The organism is Nocardia sp. NPDC004711 (assembly GCF_053601595.1).
This window is the reverse complement of record NZ_JBSGCB010000007.1, coordinates 149,768-175,115: the sequence shown is the minus strand read 5'-3', so window position 1 is coordinate 175,115 and position 25,348 is coordinate 149,768. Positions and strand designations below refer to the sequence as shown.

General features: G+C 68.8%; 21 protein-coding genes and 1 pseudogene. 11 read left to right on the top strand and 11 right to left on the bottom strand.

Features of this window, described 5'->3' with window-relative positions; all coding sequences use genetic code 11:
• Window position 1 precedes the first annotated feature (1 nt).
• The 3 genes from ACWEKS_RS09015 to ACWEKS_RS09005 all read left to right on the top strand — a co-directional run bounded on the left by ACWEKS_RS09015 (window position 2) and on the right by ACWEKS_RS09005 (window position 4,272).
• Window positions 2-619, top strand: a complete 618-nt coding sequence (locus ACWEKS_RS09015; protein WP_452339558.1) for an NADPH-dependent F420 reductase — start codon at window positions 2-4, stop codon at window positions 617-619.
• 149 nt (window positions 620-768) lie between these two features.
• Window positions 769-1,665: a class I SAM-dependent methyltransferase gene (locus ACWEKS_RS09010; protein WP_452339633.1), complete on the top strand. Its 897-nt coding sequence runs from the start codon at window positions 769-771 to the stop codon at window positions 1,663-1,665.
• Between the two features lie 147 nt (window positions 1,666-1,812).
• Complete coding sequence (locus ACWEKS_RS09005; RefSeq protein WP_452339557.1) at window positions 1,813-4,272, top strand: FHA domain-containing protein; 2,460 nt, start codon at window positions 1,813-1,815, stop codon at window positions 4,270-4,272.
• A 31-nt stretch (window positions 4,273-4,303) separates the two neighbouring features.
• Here ACWEKS_RS09005 and ACWEKS_RS09000 read toward each other — a convergent pair whose 3' ends face one another.
• On the bottom strand, window positions 4,304-4,747 hold the full coding sequence (locus tag ACWEKS_RS09000; protein ID WP_452339556.1) for an SgcJ/EcaC family oxidoreductase: 444 nt from the start codon (window positions 4,745-4,747) through the stop codon (window positions 4,304-4,306).
• 145 nt (window positions 4,748-4,892) lie between these two features.
• On the opposite strand from ACWEKS_RS09000, the gene ACWEKS_RS08995 reads away from it, so the two are divergent.
• The gene (locus ACWEKS_RS08995) at window positions 4,893-5,360 is read left to right on the top strand and encodes a MarR family winged helix-turn-helix transcriptional regulator (RefSeq protein ID WP_452339555.1); all 468 of its coding nucleotides are present in this window, start codon (window positions 4,893-4,895) and stop codon (window positions 5,358-5,360) included.
• A gap of 122 nt (window positions 5,361-5,482) precedes the next feature.
• Here the strand turns inward: ACWEKS_RS08995 and ACWEKS_RS08990 are convergent, their stop codons facing one another.
• Both ACWEKS_RS08990 and ACWEKS_RS08985 read right to left on the bottom strand, forming a co-directional pair.
• A complete protein-coding gene (locus ACWEKS_RS08990) occupies window positions 5,483-5,893 on the bottom strand; it encodes a hypothetical protein (RefSeq protein ID WP_452339554.1) in 411 nt (136 codons plus the stop codon).
• 148 nt (window positions 5,894-6,041) lie between these two features.
• Window positions 6,042-7,427, bottom strand: coding sequence for a serine hydrolase domain-containing protein (locus tag ACWEKS_RS08985; protein ID WP_452339553.1), 1,386 nt, complete (start codon window positions 7,425-7,427; stop codon window positions 6,042-6,044).
• 300 nt (window positions 7,428-7,727) lie between these two features.
• Here ACWEKS_RS08985 and ACWEKS_RS08980 point away from each other — a divergent pair, with 300 nt between their 5' ends.
• Window positions 7,728-8,765: an alpha/beta hydrolase gene (locus ACWEKS_RS08980; RefSeq protein ID WP_452339552.1), complete on the top strand. Its 1,038-nt coding sequence runs from the start codon at window positions 7,728-7,730 to the stop codon at window positions 8,763-8,765.
• Window positions 8,766-9,042: 277 nt separating this feature from the next.
• Entirely contained in the window at window positions 9,043-10,014 is a 972-nt protein-coding gene (locus tag ACWEKS_RS08975; protein WP_452339632.1) for an alpha/beta hydrolase, read from the top strand.
• Between the two features lie 65 nt (window positions 10,015-10,079).
• Here ACWEKS_RS08975 and ACWEKS_RS08970 read toward each other — a convergent pair whose 3' ends face one another.
• From ACWEKS_RS08970 to ACWEKS_RS08960, 3 genes are all read right to left on the bottom strand, one after another.
• Entirely contained in the window at window positions 10,080-11,687 is a 1,608-nt protein-coding gene (locus ACWEKS_RS08970) for a flavin-containing monooxygenase (protein ID WP_452339551.1), read from the bottom strand.
• Window positions 11,688-11,805: 118 nt separating this feature from the next.
• Complete coding sequence (locus tag ACWEKS_RS08965; RefSeq protein ID WP_379378476.1) at window positions 11,806-12,171, bottom strand: ArsR/SmtB family transcription factor; 366 nt, start codon at window positions 12,169-12,171, stop codon at window positions 11,806-11,808.
• A gap of 4 nt (window positions 12,172-12,175) precedes the next feature.
• The gene (locus ACWEKS_RS08960; RefSeq protein ID WP_452339550.1) at window positions 12,176-13,417 is read right to left on the bottom strand and encodes an MFS transporter; all 1,242 of its coding nucleotides are present in this window, start codon (window positions 13,415-13,417) and stop codon (window positions 12,176-12,178) included.
• Window positions 13,418-13,526: 109 nt separating this feature from the next.
• On the opposite strand from ACWEKS_RS08960, the gene ACWEKS_RS08955 reads away from it, so the two are divergent.
• A complete protein-coding gene (locus ACWEKS_RS08955; protein ID WP_452339549.1) occupies window positions 13,527-14,285 on the top strand; it encodes a hypothetical protein in 759 nt (252 codons plus the stop codon).
• A 77-nt stretch (window positions 14,286-14,362) separates the two neighbouring features.
• Here ACWEKS_RS08955 and ACWEKS_RS08950 read toward each other — a convergent pair whose 3' ends face one another.
• Both ACWEKS_RS08950 and ACWEKS_RS08945 read right to left on the bottom strand, forming a co-directional pair.
• Window positions 14,363-15,139 carry an SDR family oxidoreductase gene (locus tag ACWEKS_RS08950; protein ID WP_452339548.1) on the bottom strand — a complete coding sequence of 259 codons (777 nt, stop codon included), beginning with the start codon at window positions 15,137-15,139 and terminating at the stop codon, window positions 14,363-14,365.
• A gap of 212 nt (window positions 15,140-15,351) precedes the next feature.
• A complete protein-coding gene (locus tag ACWEKS_RS08945; protein WP_452339631.1) occupies window positions 15,352-16,950 on the bottom strand; it encodes an HNH endonuclease in 1,599 nt (532 codons plus the stop codon).
• Between the two features lie 99 nt (window positions 16,951-17,049).
• On the opposite strand from ACWEKS_RS08945, the gene ACWEKS_RS08940 reads away from it, so the two are divergent.
• Window positions 17,050-17,538, top strand: coding sequence for a hypothetical protein (locus tag ACWEKS_RS08940; protein ID WP_379378468.1), 489 nt, complete (start codon window positions 17,050-17,052; stop codon window positions 17,536-17,538).
• Window positions 17,539-17,564: 26 nt separating this feature from the next.
• Here ACWEKS_RS08940 and pabB read toward each other — a convergent pair whose 3' ends face one another.
• On the bottom strand, window positions 17,565-19,697 hold the full coding sequence (gene pabB / locus ACWEKS_RS08935; protein ID WP_452339547.1) for an aminodeoxychorismate synthase: 2,133 nt from the start codon (window positions 19,695-19,697) through the stop codon (window positions 17,565-17,567).
• A 125-nt stretch (window positions 19,698-19,822) separates the two neighbouring features.
• Between pabB and ACWEKS_RS08930 the strand changes: the two genes are divergently transcribed.
• Window positions 19,823-20,878: a phosphotransferase family protein gene (locus ACWEKS_RS08930; RefSeq protein ID WP_452339546.1), complete on the top strand. Its 1,056-nt coding sequence runs from the start codon at window positions 19,823-19,825 to the stop codon at window positions 20,876-20,878.
• Window positions 20,879-20,899: 21 nt separating this feature from the next.
• Window positions 20,900-21,481 (top strand): DinB family protein, encoded by a 582-nt coding sequence (locus tag ACWEKS_RS08925; protein WP_452339545.1) that lies wholly within the window; start codon window positions 20,900-20,902, stop codon window positions 21,479-21,481.
• Window positions 21,482-21,484: 3 nt separating this feature from the next.
• Here the strand turns inward: ACWEKS_RS08925 and ACWEKS_RS08920 are convergent.
• Both ACWEKS_RS08920 and ACWEKS_RS08915 read right to left on the bottom strand, forming a co-directional pair.
• Window positions 21,485-22,477 (bottom strand): annotated as a pseudogene (locus tag ACWEKS_RS08920) (agmatine deiminase family protein); the annotation flags it as partial.
• A gap of 32 nt (window positions 22,478-22,509) precedes the next feature.
• Window positions 22,510-23,700 (bottom strand): serine hydrolase domain-containing protein, encoded by a 1,191-nt coding sequence (locus ACWEKS_RS08915; RefSeq protein ID WP_452339544.1) that lies wholly within the window; start codon window positions 23,698-23,700, stop codon window positions 22,510-22,512.
• 163 nt (window positions 23,701-23,863) lie between these two features.
• Here ACWEKS_RS08915 and ACWEKS_RS08910 point away from each other — a divergent pair, with 163 nt between their 5' ends.
• Window positions 23,864-25,303, top strand: coding sequence for an amino acid permease (locus ACWEKS_RS08910; protein ID WP_452339543.1), 1,440 nt, complete (start codon window positions 23,864-23,866; stop codon window positions 25,301-25,303).
• The last annotated feature ends 45 nt before the right edge of the window (window positions 25,304-25,348 follow it).

Sequence of the window (25,348 nt, the reverse complement as noted above, 5' to 3'; positions counted from 1 at the left end):
CATGACCACACACAGCGCCATCGGTATTCTCGGAGCAGGAAATATCGGCCAGGCGGTCGCCGACAAGGCCGTCCGTCACGGCCACGAGGTACTCATCGGCAACAGCCGGGGCCCGGAGACGCTCCGGGCCGTCGTGGAGCAGTTGGGGCCGAAGGCCCACGCGGTGACGGCCGGGGAGGCGGCGCAGGCCGAACTCGTGTTCCTCGCGGTGCCGTTCACCGCGGTCCCGGATCTGACCGGGCTCACCGACTGGTCCGGGAAGATCGTCGTCGACACGACGAATCAGTTCGCCTCGGCGAACCCCTGGCAGGGCCGCTACGACGTCGGTGACCTCACGGGCAGCGAGTGGGTCGCCGAGCGCCTTCCCGGCGCGCGGGTCGTGAAGGCCTTCAACACTGTGTTCGCCGCATTCATCGCCGCCGACCCGCAGCATGCCGAAGGCCGGCAGGTGATCTTCTACGCGGGCGACGATGCCGAGGCGAAAGCCGCCGTGGCCGGATTGCTGGACGAGTTCGGATTCGCCGGGCTGGACCTCGGTGGTCTGCGTGCCGGCGGACAGCTGATGCAGCTGGACGGTCCGCTCAACGCGCGGCACCTGCTTCTTCAGGACGTCGGCTGACGCCCGGGTCATCCTGGTCGACTCGGCCAGGGCGTGATAACCAGTTAGTTGCCGAAAGGTTCTGTATGGGAGCAGAATCGAGCGGGTGGAACCGGGGCGCCGGCTCCGGTCGAGATAGTTCAGGCGATCGATGACACCACGAGGTGACCTTGATGCGAATGGACGGGGACAGCTGGGACATCGTGACGAGCGTGGGGCTGACCGCCTTGGGCGTCGCCACGTTCCGCGCACTCGAGACGATCGATCCCGAGCCGATGATCCGCGACGACTACGCGGCGTGGTTCGTCGAGGCGGCGGGTGAACCGCACTTCACGCAGATGCTGGAGGACCCGGCATCCGTGGGCGACATGACGCGGTTCGGGCGGTTCATGGGTGTCCGGACGAGGTTCTTCGACGAGTTCTTCGCCACGGCGTGGCAGCAGGGTGTGCGGCAGGCGGTGATCCTGGCATCCGGCCTGGATGTGCGCGCGTACCGGCTGGATTGGCCCGCGGGCACGGTCGTCTTCGAGATCGATCAGCCCCGGGTGCTGGAGTTCAAGGACCAGGTTCTCGCCGAGCACGGTGCCGTGGCCAAGGCCGATCGGCGCGTGGTGGCGGTCGATCTGCGCGACGATTGGCCCGCTGCGCTCACCGCCGCGGGATTCGATCCGGAGCGGCCGACGGCATGGTCGGCCGAGGGGCTGTTGCCGTTCCTGCCGGGTTCGGCACACGACGCCTTGTTCGAACGCATCGACGCCCTGTCCGCGCCCGGCAGCAGCGTGGCCACCGACGACTTCGGTCGCGGCTTGGACCCGCAACGCTTCGAAGACACGGAGGAGAAGTTCTTCGGCAGCAACCCCTTCGGGAACCTGGACGTGAGCGACCTCTGGTACGACGACGCCCGCGCTGTTCCCGGCGACTGGCTGGCACGGCACGGCTGGTCGGTCCAGAGCACCGCCCCTGTCGACCTCGCCGCCGGCTACGGCCACCCGATCACCGACATGCCCGCCGAATTGCTCGATCTCATGCAGCAGGCGCACTATGTGAGCGCCGAAAAGCGCCGGTGAACCCGCATATGCCGGGTCACAAAATTCGGTACATGAAACAAATTGAGAAATATTCGGCTTCGATCTTGCGTCAGGTTCTGTCGGATTATTATTTCGAATCCCATCGGCATTCGCCGCGACAGTTCGGTCCGGTCGTATAATTCCGTTATGGCGGATGAGCGGTCCTCCACGGAATTCCCCGAGTCGCCCGTTCTCGTGGTGCAGACGCGAGAACACGTCTATCGGCTACGCGCCGGGGGTGCATACAACATCGGCCGTGATCCGACCGCCGACATTGTTGTCACCGATCCGCGTGTTTCGGCCTTGCATGCCGTGCTGGAGAAGGGATCGCACGGCTGGGAAATCGAGGACGCGCACAGCCTGAACGGCACCTTCTTCGACGGTCAGCGCGTCGAGCGGATGCTGATCGACCACGAGGAGACCTTCAAGCTGGGGCATGCCAAAGACGGTGCGCGGCTGTCCTGCTCGCTGGAAGCGTCAGCCGAGCCCGAGCCCGAGCCAGATGACGATTTCGGTGGGGACACGATGGTCGTCCCGAATCCTGGCTATGACCTCGACGATGAAACAACGGTCACCAAGTTCGAGCCGGGCCTGCCCCGGCGAGTGTCGCGGTCGTCGCCCCCGGCCGCCCAGCCCACCGCGGTGGTACGGATCGTCTCTGGCACGCTCCGGATCGGGCGCGCCGCCGACAACGACATCGTCGTGCCCGACCTCATGGTCTCTCGCCATCACGCCGAACTACAGGTGATCGCCGAAGGCAAATATCGAGTCGTCGACCTTGACAGCCACAACGGCACCTACGTCAACGGCCACCGGATCGAGACCGCGGATCTGTCCGAATCCGACCTGATCGGCATGGGGCACACCACCTACCGGCTCGTCGGCAACGAACTGCGCGAGTCCGTCGACACCGGTGACATCTCGGTCTGTGTCCAGAACCTCATCGTGCGGACACCGGAAGGCAAAGTGCTGCTCGACGACGTGACCTTCCCCATCGCGCAGCGCTCACTCGTCGGGGTCATCGGACCCAGCGGAGCGGGCAAGTCGACGCTGTTGGGCGCGGTCACCGGGCTGCGGCCTGCGACCGAGGGGACCGTCCGCTACGACGGACGCGACCTGTACACCGATTACGACGAGCTGAGACACCGGATCGGGTTGGTTCCGCAGGAGGACATCCTGCACAAAGAGCTCGCCACGCGCCGCGCCCTGCTCTACGCGGCCGAGCTGCGCTTCCCCGGTGACACACAGAGCGAGGAGCGCGAGCAGCGAGTCGACGAAGTCCTCGACGAACTCGGCCTGTCGCGGCATGCCGACACCCGCATCGATCGGCTCTCCGGCGGGCAACGCAAACGGGTGAGTGTCGCATTGGAACTGCTGACCAAACCGTCGCTGTTGTTCCTCGACGAACCGACCTCCGGCCTGGATCCCGGCCTGGACAAGACGGTCATGGAAATGCTGTCCGAACTCGCCCACGACGGGCGGACCGTCATCGTCGTCACCCACAGCGTGGCGAATCTCGATTCCTGTGACCGCCTGCTGGTGCTGGTGCCCGGCGGCAAGCTTGCTTACTACGGGCCGCCTGCAGAGGGCTTGCAGGAGTTCGGGCAGCGCACCTGGGCCGAGGTGTTCCAGGCATTCGACCGGGAGGAGAACCGCGACTGGGCCGGTGAGTTCCGGAAGTCCCCGCGCTTCGAGAACTACGTCGCTGTCGAGCAGACCGACGTCACCGGACCGGCGGAGGTACACACACCGGCGCCGCCGCCCGCGCCGCAGTCCAAGCTCAGCCAGCTCAGCACACTGTGCCGGCGGTATCTGGCGGTGATCGCCTCGGACCGCAGTTACCTGGCGTTGCTCGGCGCGTTGCCGCTGCTGCTGGGCGGCCTGATCGCCGCGGTGCCGTCGGGCGCCGGTTTCACCGGGGCGCCGGGAACCAACACCGATGCCTCGACCAAGCTCATGATCTTGATATTCGGTGCCTGCTTCGTCGGCACCGGCAACGCGATTCGCGAGATCGTCAAGGAACAGACGATCTATCGCAGAGAACGCGCGGCAGGACTGTCGGCCGGGGTCTATTTGATGTCGAAACTGCTGGTCTTGGGCGTGATCACCGTCCTTCAGACGGCGGTGCTGTTCCTGATCGGCACCATCGGTGAGACCTTCCCGCCGACGGGGATATTCACCTCGGTCCAGCTGGAGTTGATCATGGCGATGGCGATGCTGGGCATCGCGTCGCTGACGTTGGGCTTGCTGGTGTCGGCCGCGGTGGACACCTCGGAAAAGACACTGCCGCTGCTGATCGTGCTGTCGATGGCACAACTGGTGCTCACCGGCGGGCTGGTGCGGCTTCCCGGCACTCCCGTTCTGCAACAGCTGTCCTACCTGTCGCCCTCCCGTTGGGGCTACGGCGCTGCAGCGGCCAGCATCGACCTCGACACCCTCTCGCCGCACAATGGCGGGCCCGACCCGCTGTGGAAACACACCATCGGTACGTGGCTGCTCGATATGGGAGTCGTCGCCGGCCTGGCGGCGATCTTCCTCGCGCTGGCCTGGTATCGCCTGCATCAGATGCGGCCACGCCGCCGCGGCGCCCGCCCCGCCCAGATTTGAGCCTGCTCAACGGATTACCGCTGGGTGGCCATCAGCGTGCGGCCGGGCGGGTGGCGGGCTGAAACTTGAAGGAGACGGCCTCCATCAGGGGCTTGTGCTGGGTCTTCTGCACGGCCGCGATCCGCCACTGACCGTCGGTGTCGCGCACGACGGTGTAGGTAGCCAGCTTGCCCAGCTTGCGGGGCTCTCCCTTCGCGGACTCTCCGCGCGTCACGACGACAGCAGCGTCGGCGCCGTAGTGGCGGATCTCGACGATCTCGACCATGAGCCGGGTGCCCTTCAGGTAGCTGTCGAACAGTGCCTGGTGAGCGCGGCCGATTTCCTCACCACCGTGGTAGACGGTGCCGACGTAGGTGACATCGGTGGCGTCGGTGGTGAAGCACGCGCCGTAGGCGGAGCCGTCACCGCGGTTCCAGGCATCCTGGCTGCGCTCGATCAGTGCGGTGATGGCGGTGGTGTCGGCGGTGGTGTTCATGGTGATTCCTTCCGTGCATGGGGGTATCGGGAGTCGGCCGGCAGGGCCTGCCTCGTCTCCCCTCGTGCTAGTCTCTGCTTAAAAGATTTCTCTTCTTATACACGTTATCTTCTCCGAGGAAGAGATTACGAGAGAGGTGTCGCACTTGTCAACGTCTCGGGCCGGAAACGAACACGGCCGGGTCTTCCGCCGATACCAGAGTTCGGTTGTGCTGCATGCCCAGGCCGGCGCCAAGGCCTGTGGTCTCGGCGCCACCGATCTGTATGCGCTGAACATCCTGGAGTTGAGCGGGGCGATGACACCGGGGCAACTCGGTGCTCGCACCGGCCTCACCACGGGTCCCACCACCAGGCTCATCGATCGCCTCGAGGCGGCAGGCTATGTACGCCGGGCCGCTGACCCCGGCGACCGACGCAAGGTCATCGTCGAACCCGTCGGCAAGCCCGCCGACCTGGACGCGGTGCTGGCTCCCGCCCGGCGCGCGATCGGTGACATCATCGCGAGCTACACCCCCGAGCAGCGTGAGCTGCTCTTCGATTACTTCGCTCGAGCGGCCGAGGCCTTCCGGGAAGCCACCGACGAGATCGCCGAACTCGACGAGAAGACGCACTGACCCGACCGGACCGGCGCATACCGCGCTGACCGAGGCGGTCAGCGCGGTATGCGCCGAAAGGCAACGGGCCGAGGGGATCTCAGGGTTGCACTCGGCAGCTGGAGTATGTGGGCTCCGGCCTTTCACGCCGCGTGCAGGGCCGCGGTCACCTTGCGGGTCATGTCGTCGACGACGGGGCCGGGCTGACCGTTGCGGCTCGCCTGGGCGGCCGCCTCGATGGCGACCAGCACGGTGGTGCGGAAGTTGTCGGCCTCGGCGGGATCCTGCCGCTCGAGCAGGGCTGTCGCGGCGGACAGGGCCGGGAGAACCTGGTCGGCGAGGTCGGCGACGGTCTTGCCGGACAGGTGGATGTCCTTGGACTTCGCGTTGAGTACGTGTCCGATCTGACCGGTGGCCGACGACAGCGCGAGGGAACCGGCGGTGGCGGCCTTGTGGGGCTTGTCGGAGGCGGCGGCGAGCAGGGAGACGGCACCGTAGGCGGCAGAGCGGATGGTGGCCTTGTCCTGGTCGGTCAGGGTGAGGGCGGCGGACATGGTGTGCTCCTTCGAAATCTGTTGTGGCAGTGGCCCGGATCCGGTGTCGGGTTCGGGCCCGTTCTGTTCGATGCGCCTACTTTGTCCGGCGCGGCTGACAGCGCCCTGATGGCGACCTGACACGGTCGCTGACACCGCGTTCAGCGGTTCAAGAGACTCGGGTGAAGACCCGGCCCGCGAGGTCGATGGCGGTGATGTCGCCGTTGGTGTCTCGGGTGAAGTAGCCGCGCTGGCCCTTGAAAGAGCCGTCGGTGATGACGTATTCGTCGCTGCCGGGAAGGAGGCCGAAGGGGAAGGGTGGGTGGTCCTGGGGGATTTCGGCGCCGGCGGCGGCGCGGATTTCGGGTTTGACCCTGCAGTCGAGGTAGAGCTGGTCGCCGTCGGCGTAGCAGGTCATGGTCATGGCGTCGATGTCGTAGACCCCGAACAGTTCCGGGGCGCGCGCGGCGTCGAAGGGGGCCGGCTCGGGATCTTTGTCGACGACGCCGAGATAGTGCTCCAGGGCCCAGCGGATGATGGCCTGGTTGGCGGGGATGCCGTCCGGGCTGGCGTTGGAGAGCACGACCACCGCGAAATCGCGCTCGGGCACCAGCTGGAAATTGGCGAACTGGCCGAAGCCGGAACCGTCGTGGCCGACCGTGCGGACCCCGTCCACATCGCGCAGCATCCAGCACAGGCCGAAGGCGTCGGCGAGGGTGCTGGCCCGCAGCTCGACGGTCGGCTGCTGCATCCGGTGCATCAGCTCGGCCGGCAGCACCGGCGCGCCGCTCTCGGTGCGGCCGTCACCGAGGTGGAATCGGCCCCAGCGCAACAGATCCGACACCGTGGAGCCGAGCCCGCCGCCGGGGTTGTTGGCGCGGCTGCCCTTCCAGGCCCGCGACACCTCGAGCTCACCGTGCTCTTGCCGCTCGTGCCCGGCGGCGAAGCGGCGGGTCATGACATCGCCCTCGAAGTAGAAGCTCTCGGCCAGCCCCACCGGCTCCAGAACCGCGTCGGCGACGATCTTTTCGAACGACTCCCCGGTCACCTTCTCGATGACGCGGCCCAGCAGGTTGAACCCCGCCTGGCTGTAGGACGCCCGCTCGCCGGGCGCGCCGATCAGCGGCAGCTCGGCCAGCGTGGCCACGAAGGCGGCCAGCCCGTCCGCACCGTCGCCGGTGTCGTTGATGATGTTCCATTCCAGCCCGGCGGTGTGGTTGAGCAGCTGCCGCACGGTGATCGTCGCCGCGGACTCCTCGTCGATCAGCACCAGCTCCGGCACATAGGTGCGCACCGGCGCGTCCAGATCCACCCGGCCCGCCGCGACCAGCTGCATCAGAGCGGTGGCGGTGAAGGTCTTGCTGGTCGAGCCGATCGCGAAGATCGTGTGCTCGGTGATCGGCACCGGGTTCTCGGTGCTGGTCACGCCGACATTGGCGTGGATCTGCCGCCCGTCGACCCAGATGCCGACGGCCATGCCGGGCATCCCGTACTCGGCGGCGGTGGCCGCGACGAACTCGGTCAGGGCGGAATCGGTGTGCGCGTTCTCGGTCATTGCGGTGCCTTTCGGTGATGGCTGTTCGTGTGTGTCCATGACGATGCCGACCCGCGCTGACAGCCCGCCGACAGTGCGCTGACCGCCGCCCGTCAGTGGCGTGGATCCCGGTCAGCGGCGGCTGTGAGTGAAGTCACCCGAGCCGATTTCCGGCTCCGACCGGGGGCTCACCACCCTCTCAGCCGCAGCTCAGCTTCGAGTCAGCAATTGCTAAGAGGCCGTGGGCAACGTGGGGGGCTGATTCGTGACACCTGCACAAACGACTCGTCACGCCAGAGAAAAACTGCCGAAGGAGAAAGCGTGCGTTCAACGAAGACCTGGGGCAGCGCGGTATTGGCCTTGACCGCAACCGTTCTGCTACCGGTGGCCGCGGGCGCCGCCTCCGCCGACCCGGGGACCTCGCTGAACTTCGCGGGCACCTCCGCCAACGGCTCTCGCATCGCCTCCAGCAAGGCCACCGACGCACGCACCCTGAACCTGCAGGTCTATTCGGCGGCCATGGACAAGAACATCGAGGTCGATGTGCAGCGCGCCGCCGATACCTCGGCGCCCACCCCGGTGCTGTACCTGCTCAACGGCGCGGGCGGCGGTACCGACTCCGCGACCTGGCAGAAGCAGACCGACGTCCTGAACTTCCTGTCCGACAAGAACGTCAACGTGGTGCAGCCGATCGGCGGCGGCTTCAGTTACTACACCGACTGGCGCGAGCCGGATCCCACCCTGGGCGTGAACAAGTGGAAGACCTTCCTCACCGAGGAACTGCCGCCGCTCATCGACCAGGCGCTGAACACCAACGGCCGCAATGCCATTGCCGGTCTGTCCATGGCCGGCACCTCGGTGCTGCAGCTGCCCATCGCCGCGCCCGGCCTCTACCAGTCGGTGGCCGCCTACAGCGGCTGCGCCCAGATCAGCGATCTGCTCGGCTACAGCATGGTCAATACCGTGGTCGCCGCGGGCGGCGGCGACAGCGCGAACATGTACGGTCCGCACTCCGATCCCATGTGGGCCGCCAACGATCCCTACGTGCACGCCGACCAGCTGCGCGGCCTGAACCTGTTCATTTCCAGCGGTTCCGGCCTGCCGGGCCCGTGGGACACCCTCGGCGGCACGCACACCCTGCCCGGCGCGGGCGGCTGGGCGAACCAGGTGGCCCTGGGCGGCACGCTCGAGGCCGCCACCAACTACTGCACCCACAACCTGAAGGCCAAGCTCGACGGCCTCGGTATTCCGGCCACCTACGACTTGACGCCCACCGGCACCCACTCGTGGGGGTACTGGCAGGACGCGCTGAAGAAGTCGTGGCCCGTCCTGGCGACCGGTCTGGGCCTGCCGGCCTGACCGGTACATCGACGAAACCGGCACGCCTTCAGGGGAAGCGAGCCGGTTTCGTCTTGTGTACACGTGTGGTAACGAGGGCGGGAATCGTGCCCTGACCCTACGGCCGGAAACGTACTCTCGGAGTCAGTTCAGTTCCGGGCCAGCATTTTCCGAAGCCGCTCGGCACGCTGAAGTGCTGACTCGTGACAACCGGGAACCTGCCGGAGGAGTCAGCGTGCGTTCCACAATTACCCTGGGCAGCGCGGTATCGGCCTTGATCGCAACCATTCTGGTGTCGATGGCCGCGGGCACGGCCTCCGCCCAACCGGACACCCCGGTGACCTACACCGGCACTTCCGCCGACGGCTCGCGCATCGTCTCCAGCACGACCACCGGCACCCGTCTCGTAACGCTGCAGGTCTATTCGGCCGCCATGGACAAGAGCATTCAGGTTGATGTACACCGGCCGGCCGGCACCTCCGGGCCCGCCCCGGTGCTGTACCTGCTCGGTGGCGCGGGCGCCGCCGACGCCGTGACCTGGCAGACGCAGACCGATGTGCTGGACTTTCTGGCCGAGAAGAACGTCGATGTGGTGCAGCCGATCGGCGGGGATTTCACCTACTACACCGATTGGCGCGCCCCGGATCCCGTTCTGGGCGTGAACAAGTGGAAGACCTTCCTGACCGAGGAATTGCCACCGCTCATCGACGAGGCGCTGAATGCCAACGGGCGCAACGCGATCGCGGGTCTGTCGATGGCGGGCACCTCGGCGTTGCAGCTGCCCATCGCCGCGCCCGGGTTGTATCGGTCGGTTGCGGTCTACAGCGGCTGCGCCCAGATCAGTGACCCCATCGGATATCACTTCGCCGATGACGTGGTCACCAAGGGCGGCGGGGACAGCGCGAACATGTATGGCCCCGAGGGCGATCCCGAGTGGGCCGCCAACGATCCCTATGTGCACGCCGACCAGCTGCGCGGCCTGAATCTGTTCATCTCCAGTGGTTCCGGGCTGCCGGGCCGGTGGGACGCCCCCGGCGGCCCGCACACCCTGCCGGGCACGGACGGCTGGCTCCAGCAGTTGACCATCGGTGGCGGGATCGAGGCCGCCACCGACTTCTGCAGCCACAATCTGAAGGGCAAGCTCGACGGCCTCGGCATCGCGGCCACCTACGACTTCACGCCGACCGGCACCCACTCGTGGGGTTATTGGGAGGACGCGCTGAAGCGGTCGTGGCCCGTCCTGGCTGCCGGTCTGGGCCTGCCCGCCTGACCACGGACGACGAAACCGGCCCGCCGCCGAGAGGAAGCGAGCCGGTTTCGCCGGGTCCGGGCCGACTACGCGGTGAGCTCGAAGTTCGGATACCCGTTGTCGCGCTCGTCGTCGCAGTAGCGGCGGTAGTTGCCGAAACCGCCGATGTAGGGCATGAATACGCGCTTCTTGCCCTCGATGTTCGCGCCCATGTACCAGGAGTTGGCCTTCACGAACAGCGTGCCCTCGGCGACCTCGAGCAGGTGATCGGTCCACTTGACCGCCGCCTCCGCGCTGGCCTCGGCCTTGCGGATCCCGTTGGCGCGGCAGTGCTCCACCAGCGCCAGCACCCAGTCCAGCTGCTGCTCGGAGTGCAGCACCATGTTCGCCATCACCGACGGGGTGCCGACACTGTTGATGCTGAACATGTTCGGGAAGCCGGGGATGCCGAAGCCCAGGTAGGTGACCGGCCCGTCGGCCCACAGCTCACCGAGGCGGGCATCCCGCGCGCCGTGCATGTCGATGCGCAGCAGCGCGCCGGTCATGGCGTCGAAACCCGTTGCGTAGACCAGCGCGTCGAGTTCGATGAACTTGTCGGCGGTCCGGATGCCGGTCGGGGTGACCTCCTCGATGGCCTCGCGGCGCAGGTTCACCAGCGACACGTTCGGCCGGTTGAACATCTCGTAGTAGCCGGAGTCGGTGCAGATGCGCTTGGTGCCGATCGGGTGGTCGTAGGGGATGAGGTCGTCGGCCACCGCCTGGTCGTCCACCTTGGCGCGGATCTTGGCGACCGCGAACTCGCGCACCAGCTCGTTGGCGGCCAGATCGCTGTTCTGGTCGGGGAAGACCTTGTTGAACAGCACGCCGCCGCCGTCCCAGCGGTCCTGCATGGCCTGCTCGCGCTCCTCGGCGGTCAGGTCCAGGGCCTTGGTCTCCAGCGAGCGGTGCGGGGTGGCGGCCGGTGCGTAGTAGGAGTTCTCGCGCCGCTGCTGGTAGGTGGCGCGGATCTCGCCCTGCTCCTCGTCGGTCCACGGCCGGTTGGGCACCGGAACGCTGAAGTTGGCCGAACGCTGGAAGACGGTGAGTGCCTCGGCCTCCCGCGCGATGATCGGCGCGACCTGGATGCCGGAGGAGCCGGTGCCGATGACGCCGACCCGCTTGCCCTCGAAGGACACGCCCTGCTCCGGCCACTGCGCGGTGAAAAGCTCCTCGCCCGCGAAGGTTTCGATGCCGGGGATGTTCGGCTTGATCGGCGCGGACAGGCAGCCGGTGGCGAAAACCACGAACTGCGAGCGGAATTCGTCGCCGGCCTCGGTGCGCAGCGTCCAGACGGCCGCCTCGTCGTCGAAGCGGGCGCCGACGACGCGCTGACCGAACCGGTAGCGCTGCTTCAGCTCGAAGCGGTCCGCCACATGGTTGATGTAGGCGAGGATCTCCGGCTGGGCGGCGAAACGCTCGGTCCAGGTCCAGCCCTGCTGCAGGTCCTCGTCGAACGAGTAGGAATAGTCGACGCTCTCCACGTCGCAGCGCGCACCCGGGTAGCGGTTCCAGAACCAGGTGCCGCCGACACCCTCGCCCGCCTCCAGGCCGAGCACGTTCAATCCGGCCTTCGCCGCCTGGTGGACGCCGTAGAGTCCGGCGAATCCGGCACCGATGATGATCACATCGAATGGGCTGCCCTGCTCGGGATGCATGCGCGACCTCTCACTATTCGTCTCGAGATATTTCGAATAGGCATATCGTCACGGCGCATGCGGGCACTCGGCGATACCACGTCCCACTGACCAGGAGCCGAGTCCCGGGAAATACTCGCTATTCGTGCGATGGTTCGCCGGTCACGATGTGATCGGCGTGGTTCAGGCCCTCGCGGACCAGGCGGGCCAGGTGGCCGTCGCGGATGCGATAGATGATGCGGCGGCCCTCGCGGCGGGTGTCGACCAGGCCGCTGAAGCGGAGTTTGGCCAGATGCTGGCTGACCGCGGTGCGGGAGGCGCCACAGGCCTCGGTGAGGGCGGTGACATCGGCCTCGTCGGAGGCGAGGATCCAGAGGATGTGCAGGCGGGTCGGATCCGACAGCATGCGGAAGGTGGCGGTGGCCACGTCCAGGTGGGGCTGATCCGGACGGACCGGGTGGATGAGGCTGGGTGCGGCAGGTGCCGGTTCGGTCTCCTCGCTCACCAGTTCACCTTCCTGCCGCCGCCGTCACCGCCTCGGGGCCCGTCGGCACGTGTGCGGGCCAGGCGCGGGCCGCCGTCGTAGCTGCCAGTGTAGCGACGGCGGCCAGCACGATCGCCGTGGTCGGCAGGCCCGCCAGCGCGCCCAGCTTGCCCGCGACCGGGTAGGTCGCCAGGAAGCACGCGTGCGAGAGGGAGAACTGCGCGGTGAAAACGGCTGTGCGGGTGTCGGATTCGGACTGGGCGCGCAGCAGGCGGGCGGACGGGGTGTTGATCATCGAGGTGCCCGCGCCCAGCAGCACCCAGGTCACCGCCAGCACGAGCGCACCGGCCCCGCGGGGGAGCAGGGTCGGCAGCGACGCCGCGATCAGGCCCAGTGGCAGCAGCACGCAGCCGGTCATCATGAAACTGCGGTCCGGCACCCGCGCCAGCAATCGCGGGGTCGACAGCGCGACCGCCATGGAGCCGAATCCGAAGCAGCCCAGCGCCAGTGCCACCGCGGTGTTGGAGCCGCCCAGCTGATCCCGCACGTACACAACGGTATTCACGATCACCAGCGCGGTGGCCGCGGCCACCACCATGTTCATGGCCAGCAGCCCGCGCAGCACCGGCCGGTTCATCATGATCCGGGCGCCCGCGGTGATGCGCCGCAGCAGCGGGTCGGACCGCTCGGGCGCGGCGAGCCGGGGCAGCCGGGTGGTCACCACCAGCAGCGCCGAGCCCACGAAACCGGCCGCGGTGCCCACGAACAGCGAGTGATAGCTGATGACCGTCAGCAGCGCGGCCGCCAGCACCGGGCTCAGCAGCGACTCCATGTCGTAGGCCAGCCGCGAGAGCGACAGCCCGCGGGTGTAGTGCTCCTCGTCGACCAGGATCGAGGGGATCAGCGACTGGAACGCCGGCGTGAAGGTGGCCGAGGCCGACTGCAGCAGCGCGATCAGCACATAGATCTGCCAGGTGTGCGTGACGAACGGCAGCATGAGCGCGATTCCCGCGCGCACCGCGTCCGCCGACACCAGGACCAGCTTCCGGGGCAGCCGCAGGGTGAGCGCCGAGATCACCGGCGCGACAGCCACATACGCCACCATCTTGATGGCCAGCGCGGTGCCCAGCACCGCGCCCGCCTGGCCCCCGGCCACCTCGTAGGCGAGCAGGCCCAGGGCCACGGTGAGCAGTCCGGTGCCGATCAGGGCAACCACCTGGGCGGTGAACAGCTTGCGGAACCGGGGATCGCGGAGCACGTCGAGCACACAGTTACTATAAGCCTATATGTGCGCAGTTGTGCACATGATGTCGGATATATGTGGGGCCGGCCTCGCTCGGTCCGATTGCTGCGCATTCGTCGCTATCCTCGCTTCCATGGGGAGGAATCTCGTGGCCGCGGTGCTGGCTGCCGCCACGCTCACGCTGGCCGCGTGCGCACAACACCCCGCCACCGCACCCATGGCCGGCAACCTCTCCCCGCACACCAGCGATCACGTCGTCCCCGGTCCGGTCACCCCCGTCTCCGCCCTCCCGCCCTGCGGCGATATCGCCTCGGCCGCCACGCCTCCCGACTGCTACCTGCAATCCCACGACGCCGCCGGGCTGACCTTCGAAGTGCGGCACCGCGGTACGGGACAGCAGGGGTCGGTCGCCATCACGGTGCTGGACCCCGTCGGCGCACCGCTGCAGACCCTCACCGAACAGGCCGTCGGCACCACCGAGCCACGACTGCGCGACCTCGACAACGACGGCCGCGACGAGCTGATCATCCCGATCATGCTGGCCAGCGCCAACACTCGCTACGTCATCTACCACGCGGCCGGCGACGGGCAGCTCCAGCGCGCGGGCGAACTCGCGGGCATCGGCATCGACACCTCCACGGCCGGCTACACCGTGGTCACCGCGCGCGACAGCTACGAACTCTGGAACATCGAATTCTGGACCTTCGACGCCGAGAAACTCCAACCCCTGGTCACCGCCGAGGTCCGGCTCCTCGACGACGGGACCGGGCGCGTCGGCGGCAGCGAGTGCACGGTGATCGACAGCGGCGGGCTGAACCGCACGGGCCTCAGTCTGGACCAGGCGACCGGCCAGTTCTGTGCCGAACCGACCGTGCTGCGCGTGAAGCGCTGATCCACGGGTACCGCTCCGGTAGAGCGCGGCGCCGGGTGCGCCGATCACCGCTCCCGCGGCGATCGGAACAGGTCAGCTCACCGCTGTCCGTATTGCCGCCGCAGCCACTCGGCGTAGTCGTATGACACGGTCTCGCCATCGGTGTCGAGACACAGCGCAGCGTCGCGCACCCGCCGCACGATCCGGCCGACCGGCGGCACCGGCAGCGGCAGCAGCGCCTGCCCCAGCGCGTGACCCCGAAGTTCGGCCAGCTCGCCGAGGGTCTGCACGACCGGACCGCCCAGATCGCGGACCCGGCCGGACGGGCCCGCCTCGACCGCGTCGGCCAGGCGGCCCGCCACCGCGACCACGTCCACCGGTTGGAACCGCATGCCGGTGCGCGGCGCGATGCGAAACTTCGCGGCCGCGCCGACCATTTCGTCGATGAGCTCGTGGAACTGCGTGGCGCGCAACAGGGTCCACGGCACCGGGCCCTGGGTGACCACCCGCTCCTGCGCGACTTTGGTGCGGTAGTAGCTGAACGGCACCCGCTCGCAGCCGACGATCGAGATCTCCACATGGTGGCCGACCCGGGCGCGCTGCTCGGCGGCCAGCAGGGTGCGTACACCGTCGACCATCACCCGTGCGCTGCGCAGTCCGCGATGGGAGGCCGCGTCCACCACCGCGTACACACCTTCCAGTGCCGCGTCCATCCCCGCACCGGTGACCAGATCCACCGCGTGATGCGTGGTCCCCGGCACCGGGTCGGCGGGCGCGGACCGGCTCAGCACCCGCACCGTATGCCCGCGCGTCACCAGATCCCGCACCACCGGCGCACCCAGCGTCCCGGTACCGCCCACAACCGCCACCTGCATGTCGGATCCCCTTCCTCGACCAGCCTTCCTCGGACGCTAGATCCACACCGCGTGCCGCTCAACATGATTCATCGCACGCCGTCGGATTGCCCACATTCGACCCTGCGCCGCGTGTCGACGCGGCCGGCTGCGTGGCCGGGTGGGCCCACGTCACCGAGGTCGAACGAGTCTGTCGCGGGCCGGAATCCGGGCGGTTCGACCGACGGCTCCGGTCAGATGTGCGCGCCCTTGGTGCGGTTGCACGCGCGGCAGAGGATCTGCAGGTTGGCGGGGCTGGTGGCCCCGCCGCGGCTGATCGGGATGATGTGGTCGAACTCCAGGTAGTGGCTGTCGCCGCATTCGACGCATTTGCCGCCGTCGCGCTGCCAGACCACGGCCTTGACATCCGGTGGGATGGAACGGGTGTCGCGGCGGCCCGGGGTGAGGGCCAGGCGCTTGGCGATGCGCAGCGCGCCCTCCATGGCGGCGGCCACGAAGTCGGGATCGGCGACCTCGAGGATCGCGCCGCCACGCGAGGAGGTGGCCGACACCTCGACCAGTCCATCGGCGGCGGTCACCGAAACCACACGGGCCCAGGGCATTTCGGTGCCGGTGTCCGCGCCGGTGAAGCGCAGCTTACGGTTGCTGACGATCAGACGGCCCTCGGTGCGCTTGGGGCCGCGGGCCAGCTGCCGGATGTGCACGGCGGGGAGGTTCAGGTGGACCCGTTCGTCGGGATCCAGGTGCAGGCCCGTGGCGGACTGCTGCGGCAGCTCGCCCGACCGCAGCCGGGTGAGCAGGCGGCCGCGGTGCAGGCGGCGGCGCAGGTCCTCGATGACCGGGCCCGACAGGGACAGCTCCGCGACGGTGTCCTCGAAGTCGTCCACGTCGGACTCGTCCACCACGCCGTCGGCGAAGGTGAAGGCGACCAGGCGTTCCAGCTGATCGAGGGCGAGCGGGCGCAGCAGATCCAGGGCGGCGGCGCGGTCGACGCGCTGGAAGCGCAGCGCGGCCCAGAGCGTCTCCCAGTCGTCGTGCGGGGAGAGGCCACGCAGGGTGCGCTCGGCGCGGGGCCGCCAGGTGCGCAGGTATTCGGCTGTCTCGGTGGCGCATTCGCGGCACAGCGGCGTGGCGCCGAACAGCGCCGCGCCGAACAGGCGGCGGCGCGGCGTACCGCAGCGCGGGCAGTGGCGGGCATCCTGAGGCGGGGCAGGGCGGGCCGATGCCGTCCAGGTCGTGCCGTCCCACCAGCGCAGGCGGGCCGGATCGCGGGGATCCGGATGCCATTCCGCCCGTTCGGGATCCGGGGGCGGCGGCGTGCGGCGCGGCTCGGGCGCGAGGCCGTGCGCGGGATCGATCCGCACCCCGAACTCGCGCACCAGTCCGGCCAGGCTGACCCCGGCGTCGGCCAGCGCCCGGAACTCCCAGCCCTCCTCGGCGCGCGTGAACTCACCCAGCACCAGGGCCGGTGCCGGGTCCGGCGTGTCGATGTCGTACCAAGCGACCGGATGGTCGTGGTCGAACACGGTCAGCCGCAGGCCCGCGACATCGGCGAAACCGCCTGGCACCGAACCGATGACCACGATCCCCGCCACCTCCGGCTCGGTGCGCGGGAGCGAGACCGACAGCCGCGCCGTTCCCGGCGCGGGCTCCCGATCCAGCGTCACCGCCTGCGAGACGTGCCGGGGCGCGTCGAACCAGACGAAATCCCGGTCCGACCGGGCCCGCCCGTGCTCCGCCACCAGCACCGCCTGCGCCCGCACCGCATGTTCCGACCGCCACGAAAGCACAAGCGTCAGAAGCGATGTCGGAACCGTCGTATGGCCACCCATGGTCAGTTTCATCGTGGTCGAACTATGCCACGATCCTCCGACAAAACCGCATGCCCGGCCCTCCCGGCAAATCTGAAAACCGTGCGGCACAGTAGAGGTATGACCAACCCCAAGGGGAGCGACCGTCAGCCCGCCAAACCCTCGACCTCGCGCGTCCCCACCGCCGGGGACATCCTGGCGGCGGCCCAGGCCGCGGTCGAAGCCGCCCAGAGCGCGGCCGGTCAGGCCCTGGATTCCGCCCAGGTGACCGCGTCCACCGCCTTCGACACCGCCGTCCGCCTCCCGCCCGCCTCCATTCAGCTCGCCGCTCAGCTACCCGACCTGATCCAGAGCCTCACCATCGCCGTCGAGCGCCTCAACTCCACCATCGACCGCCTCGATCGCACCCTCGCCCTGGCCGAACCCGCCTTCGTCGCCTACGACAAGATCCTCACCCGGCTCGAGGCGGTCACCGCCCTCGGCGAGGAGGTCTTCACCCGTCTCGACAAACTCCCCGGCGTCTCCCTGCTCGGCCGTCTCACCGGAACCCGCGAGAACCCGGAACCCGAACCGCCCGAAGGCAAGTCCCGCCGCTCCCGCCGCAAGTGACACCGCAGGACGCCATCGCGCCGGATCTACCTGGCCGAGGGAATGCGGTCGCGGGGCGGGACGCCCAATCCTGGCAGAGCGCGCAGCGCGGCGGCGGCCTTCCAGACCATTTCGTGGTACTCGTCGGCCGGGTCGGAGTCGAGGACGACCGCGCCGCCCGCGCCGACTCGCCAGCGATTGTCGTGGCGGACGGCGGTGCGGATGACGATGTTCAGGTCGGCGGTGCCGCCGAGGCCGAGGAAGCCGATGGTGCCGGAATAGATGCCGCGGGCCTCGGTTTCGAGAGAGTCGATGATTTCGAGGGTGCGGAGTTTGGGGGCGCCGGTCATGGAACCGCCGGGGAAACAGGCTCGGAGACAGTCGATGACGTCCAGGTCGGGGCGGAGGGTGCCGCGCACGGTGGAGACCAGCTGGTGCAGGGTCGTGTAGGTCTCGACGGCCATGAGCTTGGGGACGTGCACCGAGCCGATCTCGCAGACCCGGCCCAGGTCGTTGCGGAGCAGATCCACGATCATGAGGTTCTCGGCGCGGGTCTTGGGGCTGCGGGCCAGCTCGGCTCTCAGCTCTTCATCCTCGGCGGCGGTGCCACCGCGCGGGGCGGTGCCCTTGATCGGCTTGCTCTCCACCGTGCGGGAGCGATCCACCTTGAGGAAGCGCTCCGGCGAGGAAGACGCCACCTCCAGCCCGGCGAAGCGCAAGAATGCCGCGTAGGGGGCCGGATTGCACCGGCGCAGCGTGCGATACACGGAGAGGCCGTCGGCGTCGCCCGGGGGATGAGCACTGTCGGTGATGCAGATTTCGTACGACTCGCCCGCGAGCAGCTGCTCCCGGCAGGCCGCCACATCGGCGAGATAGCGGTCCCGGCCGCGCGTGAGAAACGGCGCGACCGTGCCCTCGTCGGCGCTCAGCTCGAGGTCCGGCGGATTCTCCCAGTTCGGAAGGGTTTCCACCACGGCCCGGGTGGCTGCCAGCCAATCCCGTGCGGCGGCAGCGGCATCCGGCTCGGCCAGCGCCAGCAGATGGGTGCGGCCCGCCTCGTGGTCGACCACGATCAAGCGGTCCGCGAAGATCCACTGGGCGTCGGGGGTGGCCGCGCGATGCACGGCCTCGGCGCCGCAGTCGGCCTTCATCTCGTAGCCGAGATAGCCGACATAGCCACCGGCGAAATCGAAAGGTACATCCGGGAATTCGATCTCGCGGCGGCGTAGCTCCGCGGATAGGTAATCCAGCACCCCGCCCGGCACCGTGCGCGGTCCGGCCGCCGACTCGATCTCGACCCGGCCGCCGCCGACCCGATACCGCACCACCTCCGCCAGCGGCCCGGACGCGTCACCCAGGAACGAGAAGCGATCCAGCCCCGGCTCCACATGCTCGCTGTCGAGCCAGAAGGCATGCGGGGAACCGGCATACAGCGTGTCGAAGGCCGCCTCGGTATCGACGGCCCGCTCCACGACCGTCTGCTCGACCCGATAGCGGACGGGCGCGCCGACGGCGGGCGGTCTCGAGGTCTCGACTCCGATCCGGAGACGCGCGGGCATCGTTCGTGTGGGCTCTTGGGAAATGCCCTGCCGCCGTTGATATTCCGCGGTCAACTCGGCGAAATTGCGCAGCAGCAGTTCCCCGTGCTTGCTGGAGATCGACTCGGGATGGAATTGCACGCCCCAGTGCGGCCGGGTGCGATGCCGCACGCCCATGATCACCCCGTCCGGCGTGGTCGCCGTGACCTCGAGGTCCTCCGGCAATGGTCGAGCCGCGCACAGCGAGTGATACCGCACCGCCGAGAAGCCCTGCGGCACACCGGCGAACAGGTCCCGCCCGTCATGGCTGATCAGATCCGGGTACCCGTGCCGGGCCTGCGGCGCGGCGACCACCTGCCCACCCGCCGCGATCACGATGCCCTGATGCCCCAGGCATACTCCCAGCACCGGCAGCTCGGCTCCGGCGATCAAGGCCGCCGAGATGCCGAAATCGCGCGGGACATCCGGCCGTCCGGGCCCGGGGGAGATGACGATGTTGTCGAACTCCCCGAGCCCGAGCTCCTCGATCGAGGCCGCCTCGTCATTGCGCACGACCACGGGTTCGACCCCGTTCACCTCGCTGATCAGCTGATACAGGTTGTAGGTGAACGAGTCGTAGTTGTCGATCAACAGGGTGCGCATTTGACCACGCACATTACGCCTGCCACCGCACCGCATCGCTTCCCGACCTGCGTGAACGAGGCCCTCGCCACTACTGCGGGCGGACGCCTTCAGTTCTGTTGCCGGCCTGCGGCAGAATAGGCGGCATGTCTGTTGCGCAGCCGGTCGAAGTGGATCGTGACGTCGTCGATTTCGCCATCGTCGGAAAGTGGATGGAAGAGCAGGGCCTGCCCGGCGGGGAGTTCGAGGAGGTGAAGCTGCTCGGCGGCGGCACTCAGAACATCATGCTCCGCTTCCGCCGCGGCGGCCGCGAGTACGTGCTGCGCCGCGGGCCCAAGCATCTGCGGTCCGCCAGCAATACCGTCATCCAGCGCGAATCCCGCATCCTCGGCGCCCTCGGCGACACCGAGATCCGCGCCCCCAAGGTGATCGCCGCCTGCCCCGACGAATCCGTGCTCGGCGCGTCCTTCTACCTCATGGAGCCGATCGTCGGCTTCAACCCGCAGAACGAGCTGCCCGAACCGCACGCCTCCGACCCCGAGGTGCGCCGGCAGATGGGCCTGTCCGCGGTCGAGGCCATCGCCCGCCTCGGCTCGCTCGACCACGAGGCGCTCGGCCTGGCCGACTACGGCAAGCCGGAGGGCTTCCTGGAACGCCAGGTGCCGCGCTGGCTCAAGGAACTCGACTCCTACAGCGTCAACGACGGCTACCCCGGCCCGGAGATCCCCGGCGTCGCCCAGGTGGGCGACTGGCTCGACCGCAACCGCCCCGCCCAGCCGAAAGCCGGCATCCTGCACGGCGACTGCCACCTCGCCAACATGATGTTCTCCTACGACGGCCCCGAGGTGGTGGCCATGGTCGACTGGGAGATGTCCACCATCGGCGACCCGCTACTGGACCTGGGCTGGCAGATCGCCACCCGCCCGGTCCCCGGCACCACCGGCGCGGCGCTGGTCGGCTCCCTCGGCGCGGTCGGCGGCCTGCCCACACCCGAGGAGATGATCGCCCACTACGCGAAGTTCTCCGACCGCGACCTGACCCACGTCACCTGGTACACCGTGCTGGCCTGCTTCAAGCTCGGCATCGTGCTCGAGGGCACGCACGCCCGGGCCTGTGCGGGCAAGGCCCCCAAGCAGGTCGGCGACTTCCTGCACGCCATCACCCTCGAACTGTTCGAGAAGGCACACCAGCTGATGGAGTGACGGCACCGTAAGTTGGTCGTCATGCCGATCGTTCCCGATGCCAAGGACTGGACGTGGGTGCTCGAACGCGCCTGCGCCGAGTGCGGATTCGACCCCGCCGCCACCGCCTTCGCGGCGGTGCCGGGGTCGGCCCGCGCCAGTGCCGCCCGCCTCGCCGCCGCCCTGGAGCGACCCGACGCCCGGCAACGGCCCGATGAATCGACCTGGTCGCCGCTCGAGTACGCGGCCCACGTCCGCGACGTGTGCCTCATCTTCACCCACCGCCTCGACATCGCCCGCACCGGCGGGCCCCGCCCCGGCCCGGTGATCCCCGCCTACGACACCGCGGTCTCCGTGGGGGACAACGGCATTCCCATGTTCGCCAACTGGGACCAGGACGCCACCGCCATCGCCGCGGACTACACCACCGCCGAAACGGCCACCGTCGCAGTCGAACTCACGGCCGCCGCCGAGACCGCCGCCCGCGCCTTCGAAGCCGTGCCATCCACCGAACTCGACCAGGCCGCGCTGCGCAGCAACGGTTCCGCGTTCACCATCGACTCCATGGCGCGGTACTTCCTGCACGACCTCGTGCACCACGTGCACGACGTGGAACACGGCTGAGGTCTACGCCGGCTCCTGCTGGGTCGTGCAGTGGATGCCGCCGCCGCCCGCGGCGACCGCGTCGATACCGATCTGCACCACCCGGCGGCCCGGGAACAGCCGCGCCAGTGTGGCTTCGGCGAAGGCGTCGGCCTCCGGATCCCCGAACTCGGGGGCCAGGACCGCGCCGTTGCAGACATAGAAGTTCATGTAGCCGGACGCGAACTCGTCATCGGCGAACTCGTCGCGCACCCGCGCCGGGCCGGGAATCACCTCCACCTGCAGCGGGCGGCCCAGGGCATCGGCGGAGTCCTGGAGGATGGCGAGATGGCGGCGGGTGACGTCGTAGTCGTAGCAGTCCACATCGTCCTCGCGACCGGCCACCACCACGCCCGGGCCCGCGAACCGCGCGTAGAAATCGGTGTGCCCGTCGGTGACGTCGTAACCGGCGATCCCGGGCAGCCAGATGACCTTCGAAATCCCCAGCAGCCGAGCCAGTTCCGCCTCCACCTCCTCGCGCTGCCAGCCGGGATTGCGATTGTCGTTGAGCACACAGCTCTCGGTGACGATGGCGGTGCCCGCCCCGTCGACCTCGATGCCGCCGCCCTCCAGCACCAGCCCGGTCGTCAGCAGTTCCGCCCCGGTGCGCTCGGCGACCAGCCCGGCCAGCCGCGCATCCTCCTGATACTCCTGCTTGTCGCCCCAAGCATTGAAGTTGAAATCGACCGCTGCCATGGCCCCGTCGCCGCCCACGAACACCGGGCCGCTGTCGCGCAGCCACAGATCGTCCATCTCCGCGGGCACCAGCGCCACCTCCGGTCCGGCCAGCGCACGGGCCAGATCGAATTCCTCCGGCCGCACCAGCATCGACACCGGCTCGAATCGCGCGACGGTGCGGGCGATCCGGGCCACATCCTCGCGAATGCGGGGGAGCAGCTCGGGCGTCCACACCCGCTCATCGGCCCCGAAGGCCATCCAGGTCCGCCGATGTGGCTGTCCTTCGTCGGGCATCACCCACGGTTGCGGCGGCATGGACCTCTTCCTTTCGGTCAGCGACAGCGGAGCAGGGCCTCACGGAGATTGCGCGAACGGACATCGTCGAGCACCGCCATACCCAGGCGGTTCATCACATAGCCGAACCCCAGACCCGTTGCCGGATCGGCGAATCCGAACGAGCCGCCGTAGCCGGTGGTGCCGTAGGCGCGCTGGTCGGAGCCGAACCGGAAACTGCCGCGCGACCGGCGGAAGCCCAGGTGGTAGCGGCTCGGGGTGAGCAGCACCAGGTCCTCGGCCGGGACGTCGTCGGCGGTGTCGGGGGAACCCAGGCGGTCCAGCAGGCTGGGCTCGATGGGCAGCTCACCGGTCTGCCCCGCCGCCGCGCCGTACACCCGCGCCAGCGCCCGCGCGGTGCCGACACCACCGGCGGCCGGGCTCTCCACCGCGAGGAATTCGCGCCGGGCGGCCCGCGCGGGCGCACCGACCTGCGGGCTGTTCAGTGCGCGGAAGGACAGGCCGCGCTTGCTGTAGAGCTGAATGCCGATGCGCACCGGCAGATCTCGCTCATAGCGCAGAATGTCGAGGCCCGCGGTCGCCGAGAGCGCGGCCACCCGATCCAGCGAAACCTCGTCCGGCAGGCCGATATAGAACTCCGCGCCCAACGGTCCGGCAATGTCCTCGGCGAAGATGCGGCCCAGCGTGCGATGCTCCGGATCGACCCGCCGCAGCAGCTCGCCCTGATACAGCCCGGCCGTGATCGGGTGATAGCCGTGCCGGGTTCCCGGCCGCCACAACGGTTTCTGCTCGGCCAGCACCACCGCCATCCGATCCAGATCGGCCATATCCGCGAGCCGGAACGGCCGATCCAGCGCCGCCAGCCCGGCCTGATGGTCCAGCAGCTGCCGCACGGTGATGGACTCCTTGCCGTGCGCGGCGAATTCCGGCCAGTGCAGCGCCACCGGATCCTCGTAGTCCAGCAGTCCCCGCGACACCACCGACGCCACCGCGAACGCGGTCATGCCCTTGGTCGAGGACCACACCGGGGCCATGGTGTCGCGCTCCCACATTCCCCCGCGCTTGCGATCGCGATGCCCCGCCCACAGATCCACCACGGGCCGATCCCCGTCGTAGACCGCCACCGCCGCACCGATCTCCCCGTGCCGGTCGAAGTTGCGGCGGAACGCGTCGGCGACCGGGCCGAAGCCCGCGTCCACCTCGCCATGGATCGTGACCTGCTCACTCATGATGGGTCCGATCGTAACCGGGCATACGGTCTGTGCGGGGTCGCAGTGACGAGGGTGAAGACCACCGCGACGCCAGTACATAGCTGTGAGCAGTGCGTATCCCCCGGCCGGTGCGCGACCCTGATGCCATTTCGGCCGGTCCGACCCGGTAGCGTGGCCGCACATGCCCGGACTCCAGCGGATTACCGCATCATTGCTGCGGACCAAGCCCGTCGAACAGCTCACCTCCGATGGAGCACACACCGCACTGCGCCGCAGCATGGGCCTGATCTCGCTGATCGCACTGTCGGTCGGCGCCACCCTCGGCACCGGTATCTTCGTGGTGCTGGGCGAGGCCGCACCGCTGGCCGGGCCCGCCGTCGTCGTCTCCTTCGTCATCGCCGCACTGGCCGCGCTGTTCTCGGCCCTGTCCTACGCGGAACTGGCCGGCGCGGTGCCGGTGTCCGGATCGGCCTACTCGTACACCTATGCGACGCTGGGCGAGATCATCGCCTGGATCTGCGGGTGGTGCCTGCTGCTGGAGTACGGCGTGTCGGTGGCGGCGGTCGCGGTCGGCTGGGGCGCGTACCTCAACGAGTTCCTGGGATCGACCATCGGCTGGCGGATTCCGGACGCGCTGGCGCAGCCGCCGGGCGACGGCGGGGTGATCAACCTGCCCGCCGCCATCGTGGTGGTGCTGGCCACCGTGGTGCTGCTCGGCGGCATCCGGGAGAGCGCGCGGGTCACCACCGTCACCACCATGATCAAGATCGCGGTCCTGGTGTTCTTCGTGGCCGTGGCGGTCACCGCCTTCCACTCCTCGAATCTGCACCCCTTCGCGCCCGCCGGCGTCTCGGGCATCGGGGCGGCGGCCTCGATGGTGTTCTTCTCCTTCATCGGCTTCGACGCCGCCTCCACCGCCGGCGAGGAGGCCAAGAATCCGCAGCGAGATCTGCCGCGCGCCATCATCATTTCGCTCGGGATCGTGACGCTGGTGTACGTGCTGGTGGCGCTGACGGCCGTCGGCGCGGTCGGCGTGGACGCCGTGAGCAGCTCGGGCGCGTCGCTGGCCACCGTGCTGGAACAGGTCACCGGGCGCGGCTGGCCCGCCACCATCCTCGCGGGCGGCGCGGTCATCGCCATCGCCTCGGTGGTGCTGACCGTGCTCTACGGGCAGACCCGCATCCTGGTCTCCATGTCCCGCGACGGGCTCATGCCCGCCGTGCTGTCGCGGGTCGGGGAGAAGCGCGTGCCGACGGTCAACACGCTCATCGTGGGCGGCGTGGTGGCGGTGCTGTCGGCGCTGGTGCCGCTGGGCGAACTGGTGAACGCCACCAATATCGGCACGCTGGTGTCCTTCGGGCTGGTGAACATCGGCGTGCTGGTGCTGCGCCGCACCAAACCCGAGCTGCCGCGGTCGTTCCGGACCCTGGTGCCGCTGGTGCCGGTCATCGGCGTGGCCATGTGCGTATGGCTGCTGATCCACCTGCCAGGAGTGACCTGGCTGGCGTTCACACTGTGGTCGGCGGTCGGGCTGGTGGTGTACTTCGGCTACGGGCGGCCGAGGTCGGCCCTGAACAATGCCATGCCTGCCGAAACCGCTTCGTCGCAGCGGCATTCGTAACCGGCGGACAGCCCGCCCGGAGCGAAGCGGAGGGCAAAATCAGAC

Bases quoted from the DNA above. Each gene is read 5' to 3' on its own strand.
- ACWEKS_RS08910 (WP_452339543.1), top strand. From the start codon at position 23,864: ATGCCCGGACTCCAGCGGATTACCGCATCATTGCTGCGGACCAAGCCC.
- ACWEKS_RS08985 (WP_452339553.1), bottom strand. From the start codon at position 7,427: ATGACCGAGAACGCGCACACCGATTCCGCCCTGACCGAGTTCGTCGCG.
- ACWEKS_RS08940 (WP_379378468.1), top strand. From the start codon at position 17,050: ATGACCAACCCCAAGGGGAGCGACCGTCAGCCCGCCAAACCCTCGACC.
- ACWEKS_RS09015 (WP_452339558.1), top strand. From the start codon at position 2: ATGACCACACACAGCGCCATCGGTATTCTCGGAGCAGGAAATATCGGC.
- ACWEKS_RS09005 (WP_452339557.1), top strand. From the start codon at position 1,813: ATGGCGGATGAGCGGTCCTCCACGGAATTCCCCGAGTCGCCCGTTCTC.
- pabB (WP_452339547.1), bottom strand. From the start codon at position 19,697: ATGCGCACCCTGTTGATCGACAACTACGACTCGTTCACCTACAACCTG.
- ACWEKS_RS08915 (WP_452339544.1), bottom strand. From the start codon at position 23,700: ATGAGTGAGCAGGTCACGATCCATGGCGAGGTGGACGCGGGCTTCGGC.
- ACWEKS_RS08970 (WP_452339551.1), bottom strand. From the start codon at position 11,687: ATGCATCCCGAGCAGGGCAGCCCATTCGATGTGATCATCATCGGTGCC.
- ACWEKS_RS08955 (WP_452339549.1), top strand. From the start codon at position 13,527: ATGGGGAGGAATCTCGTGGCCGCGGTGCTGGCTGCCGCCACGCTCACG.
- ACWEKS_RS08930 (WP_452339546.1), top strand. From the start codon at position 19,823: ATGTCTGTTGCGCAGCCGGTCGAAGTGGATCGTGACGTCGTCGATTTC.
- ACWEKS_RS08990 (WP_452339554.1), bottom strand. From the start codon at position 5,893: ATGTCCGCCGCCCTCACCCTGACCGACCAGGACAAGGCCACCATCCGC.
- ACWEKS_RS08925 (WP_452339545.1), top strand. From the start codon at position 20,900: ATGCCGATCGTTCCCGATGCCAAGGACTGGACGTGGGTGCTCGAACGC.
- ACWEKS_RS08950 (WP_452339548.1), bottom strand. From the start codon at position 15,139: ATGCAGGTGGCGGTTGTGGGCGGTACCGGGACGCTGGGTGCGCCGGTG.
- ACWEKS_RS08945 (WP_452339631.1), bottom strand. From the start codon at position 16,950: ATGGGTGGCCATACGACGGTTCCGACATCGCTTCTGACGCTTGTGCTT.
- ACWEKS_RS09000 (WP_452339556.1), bottom strand. From the start codon at position 4,747: ATGAACACCACCGCCGACACCACCGCCATCACCGCACTGATCGAGCGC.
- ACWEKS_RS08975 (WP_452339632.1), top strand. From the start codon at position 9,043: ATGGCCGCGGGCACGGCCTCCGCCCAACCGGACACCCCGGTGACCTAC.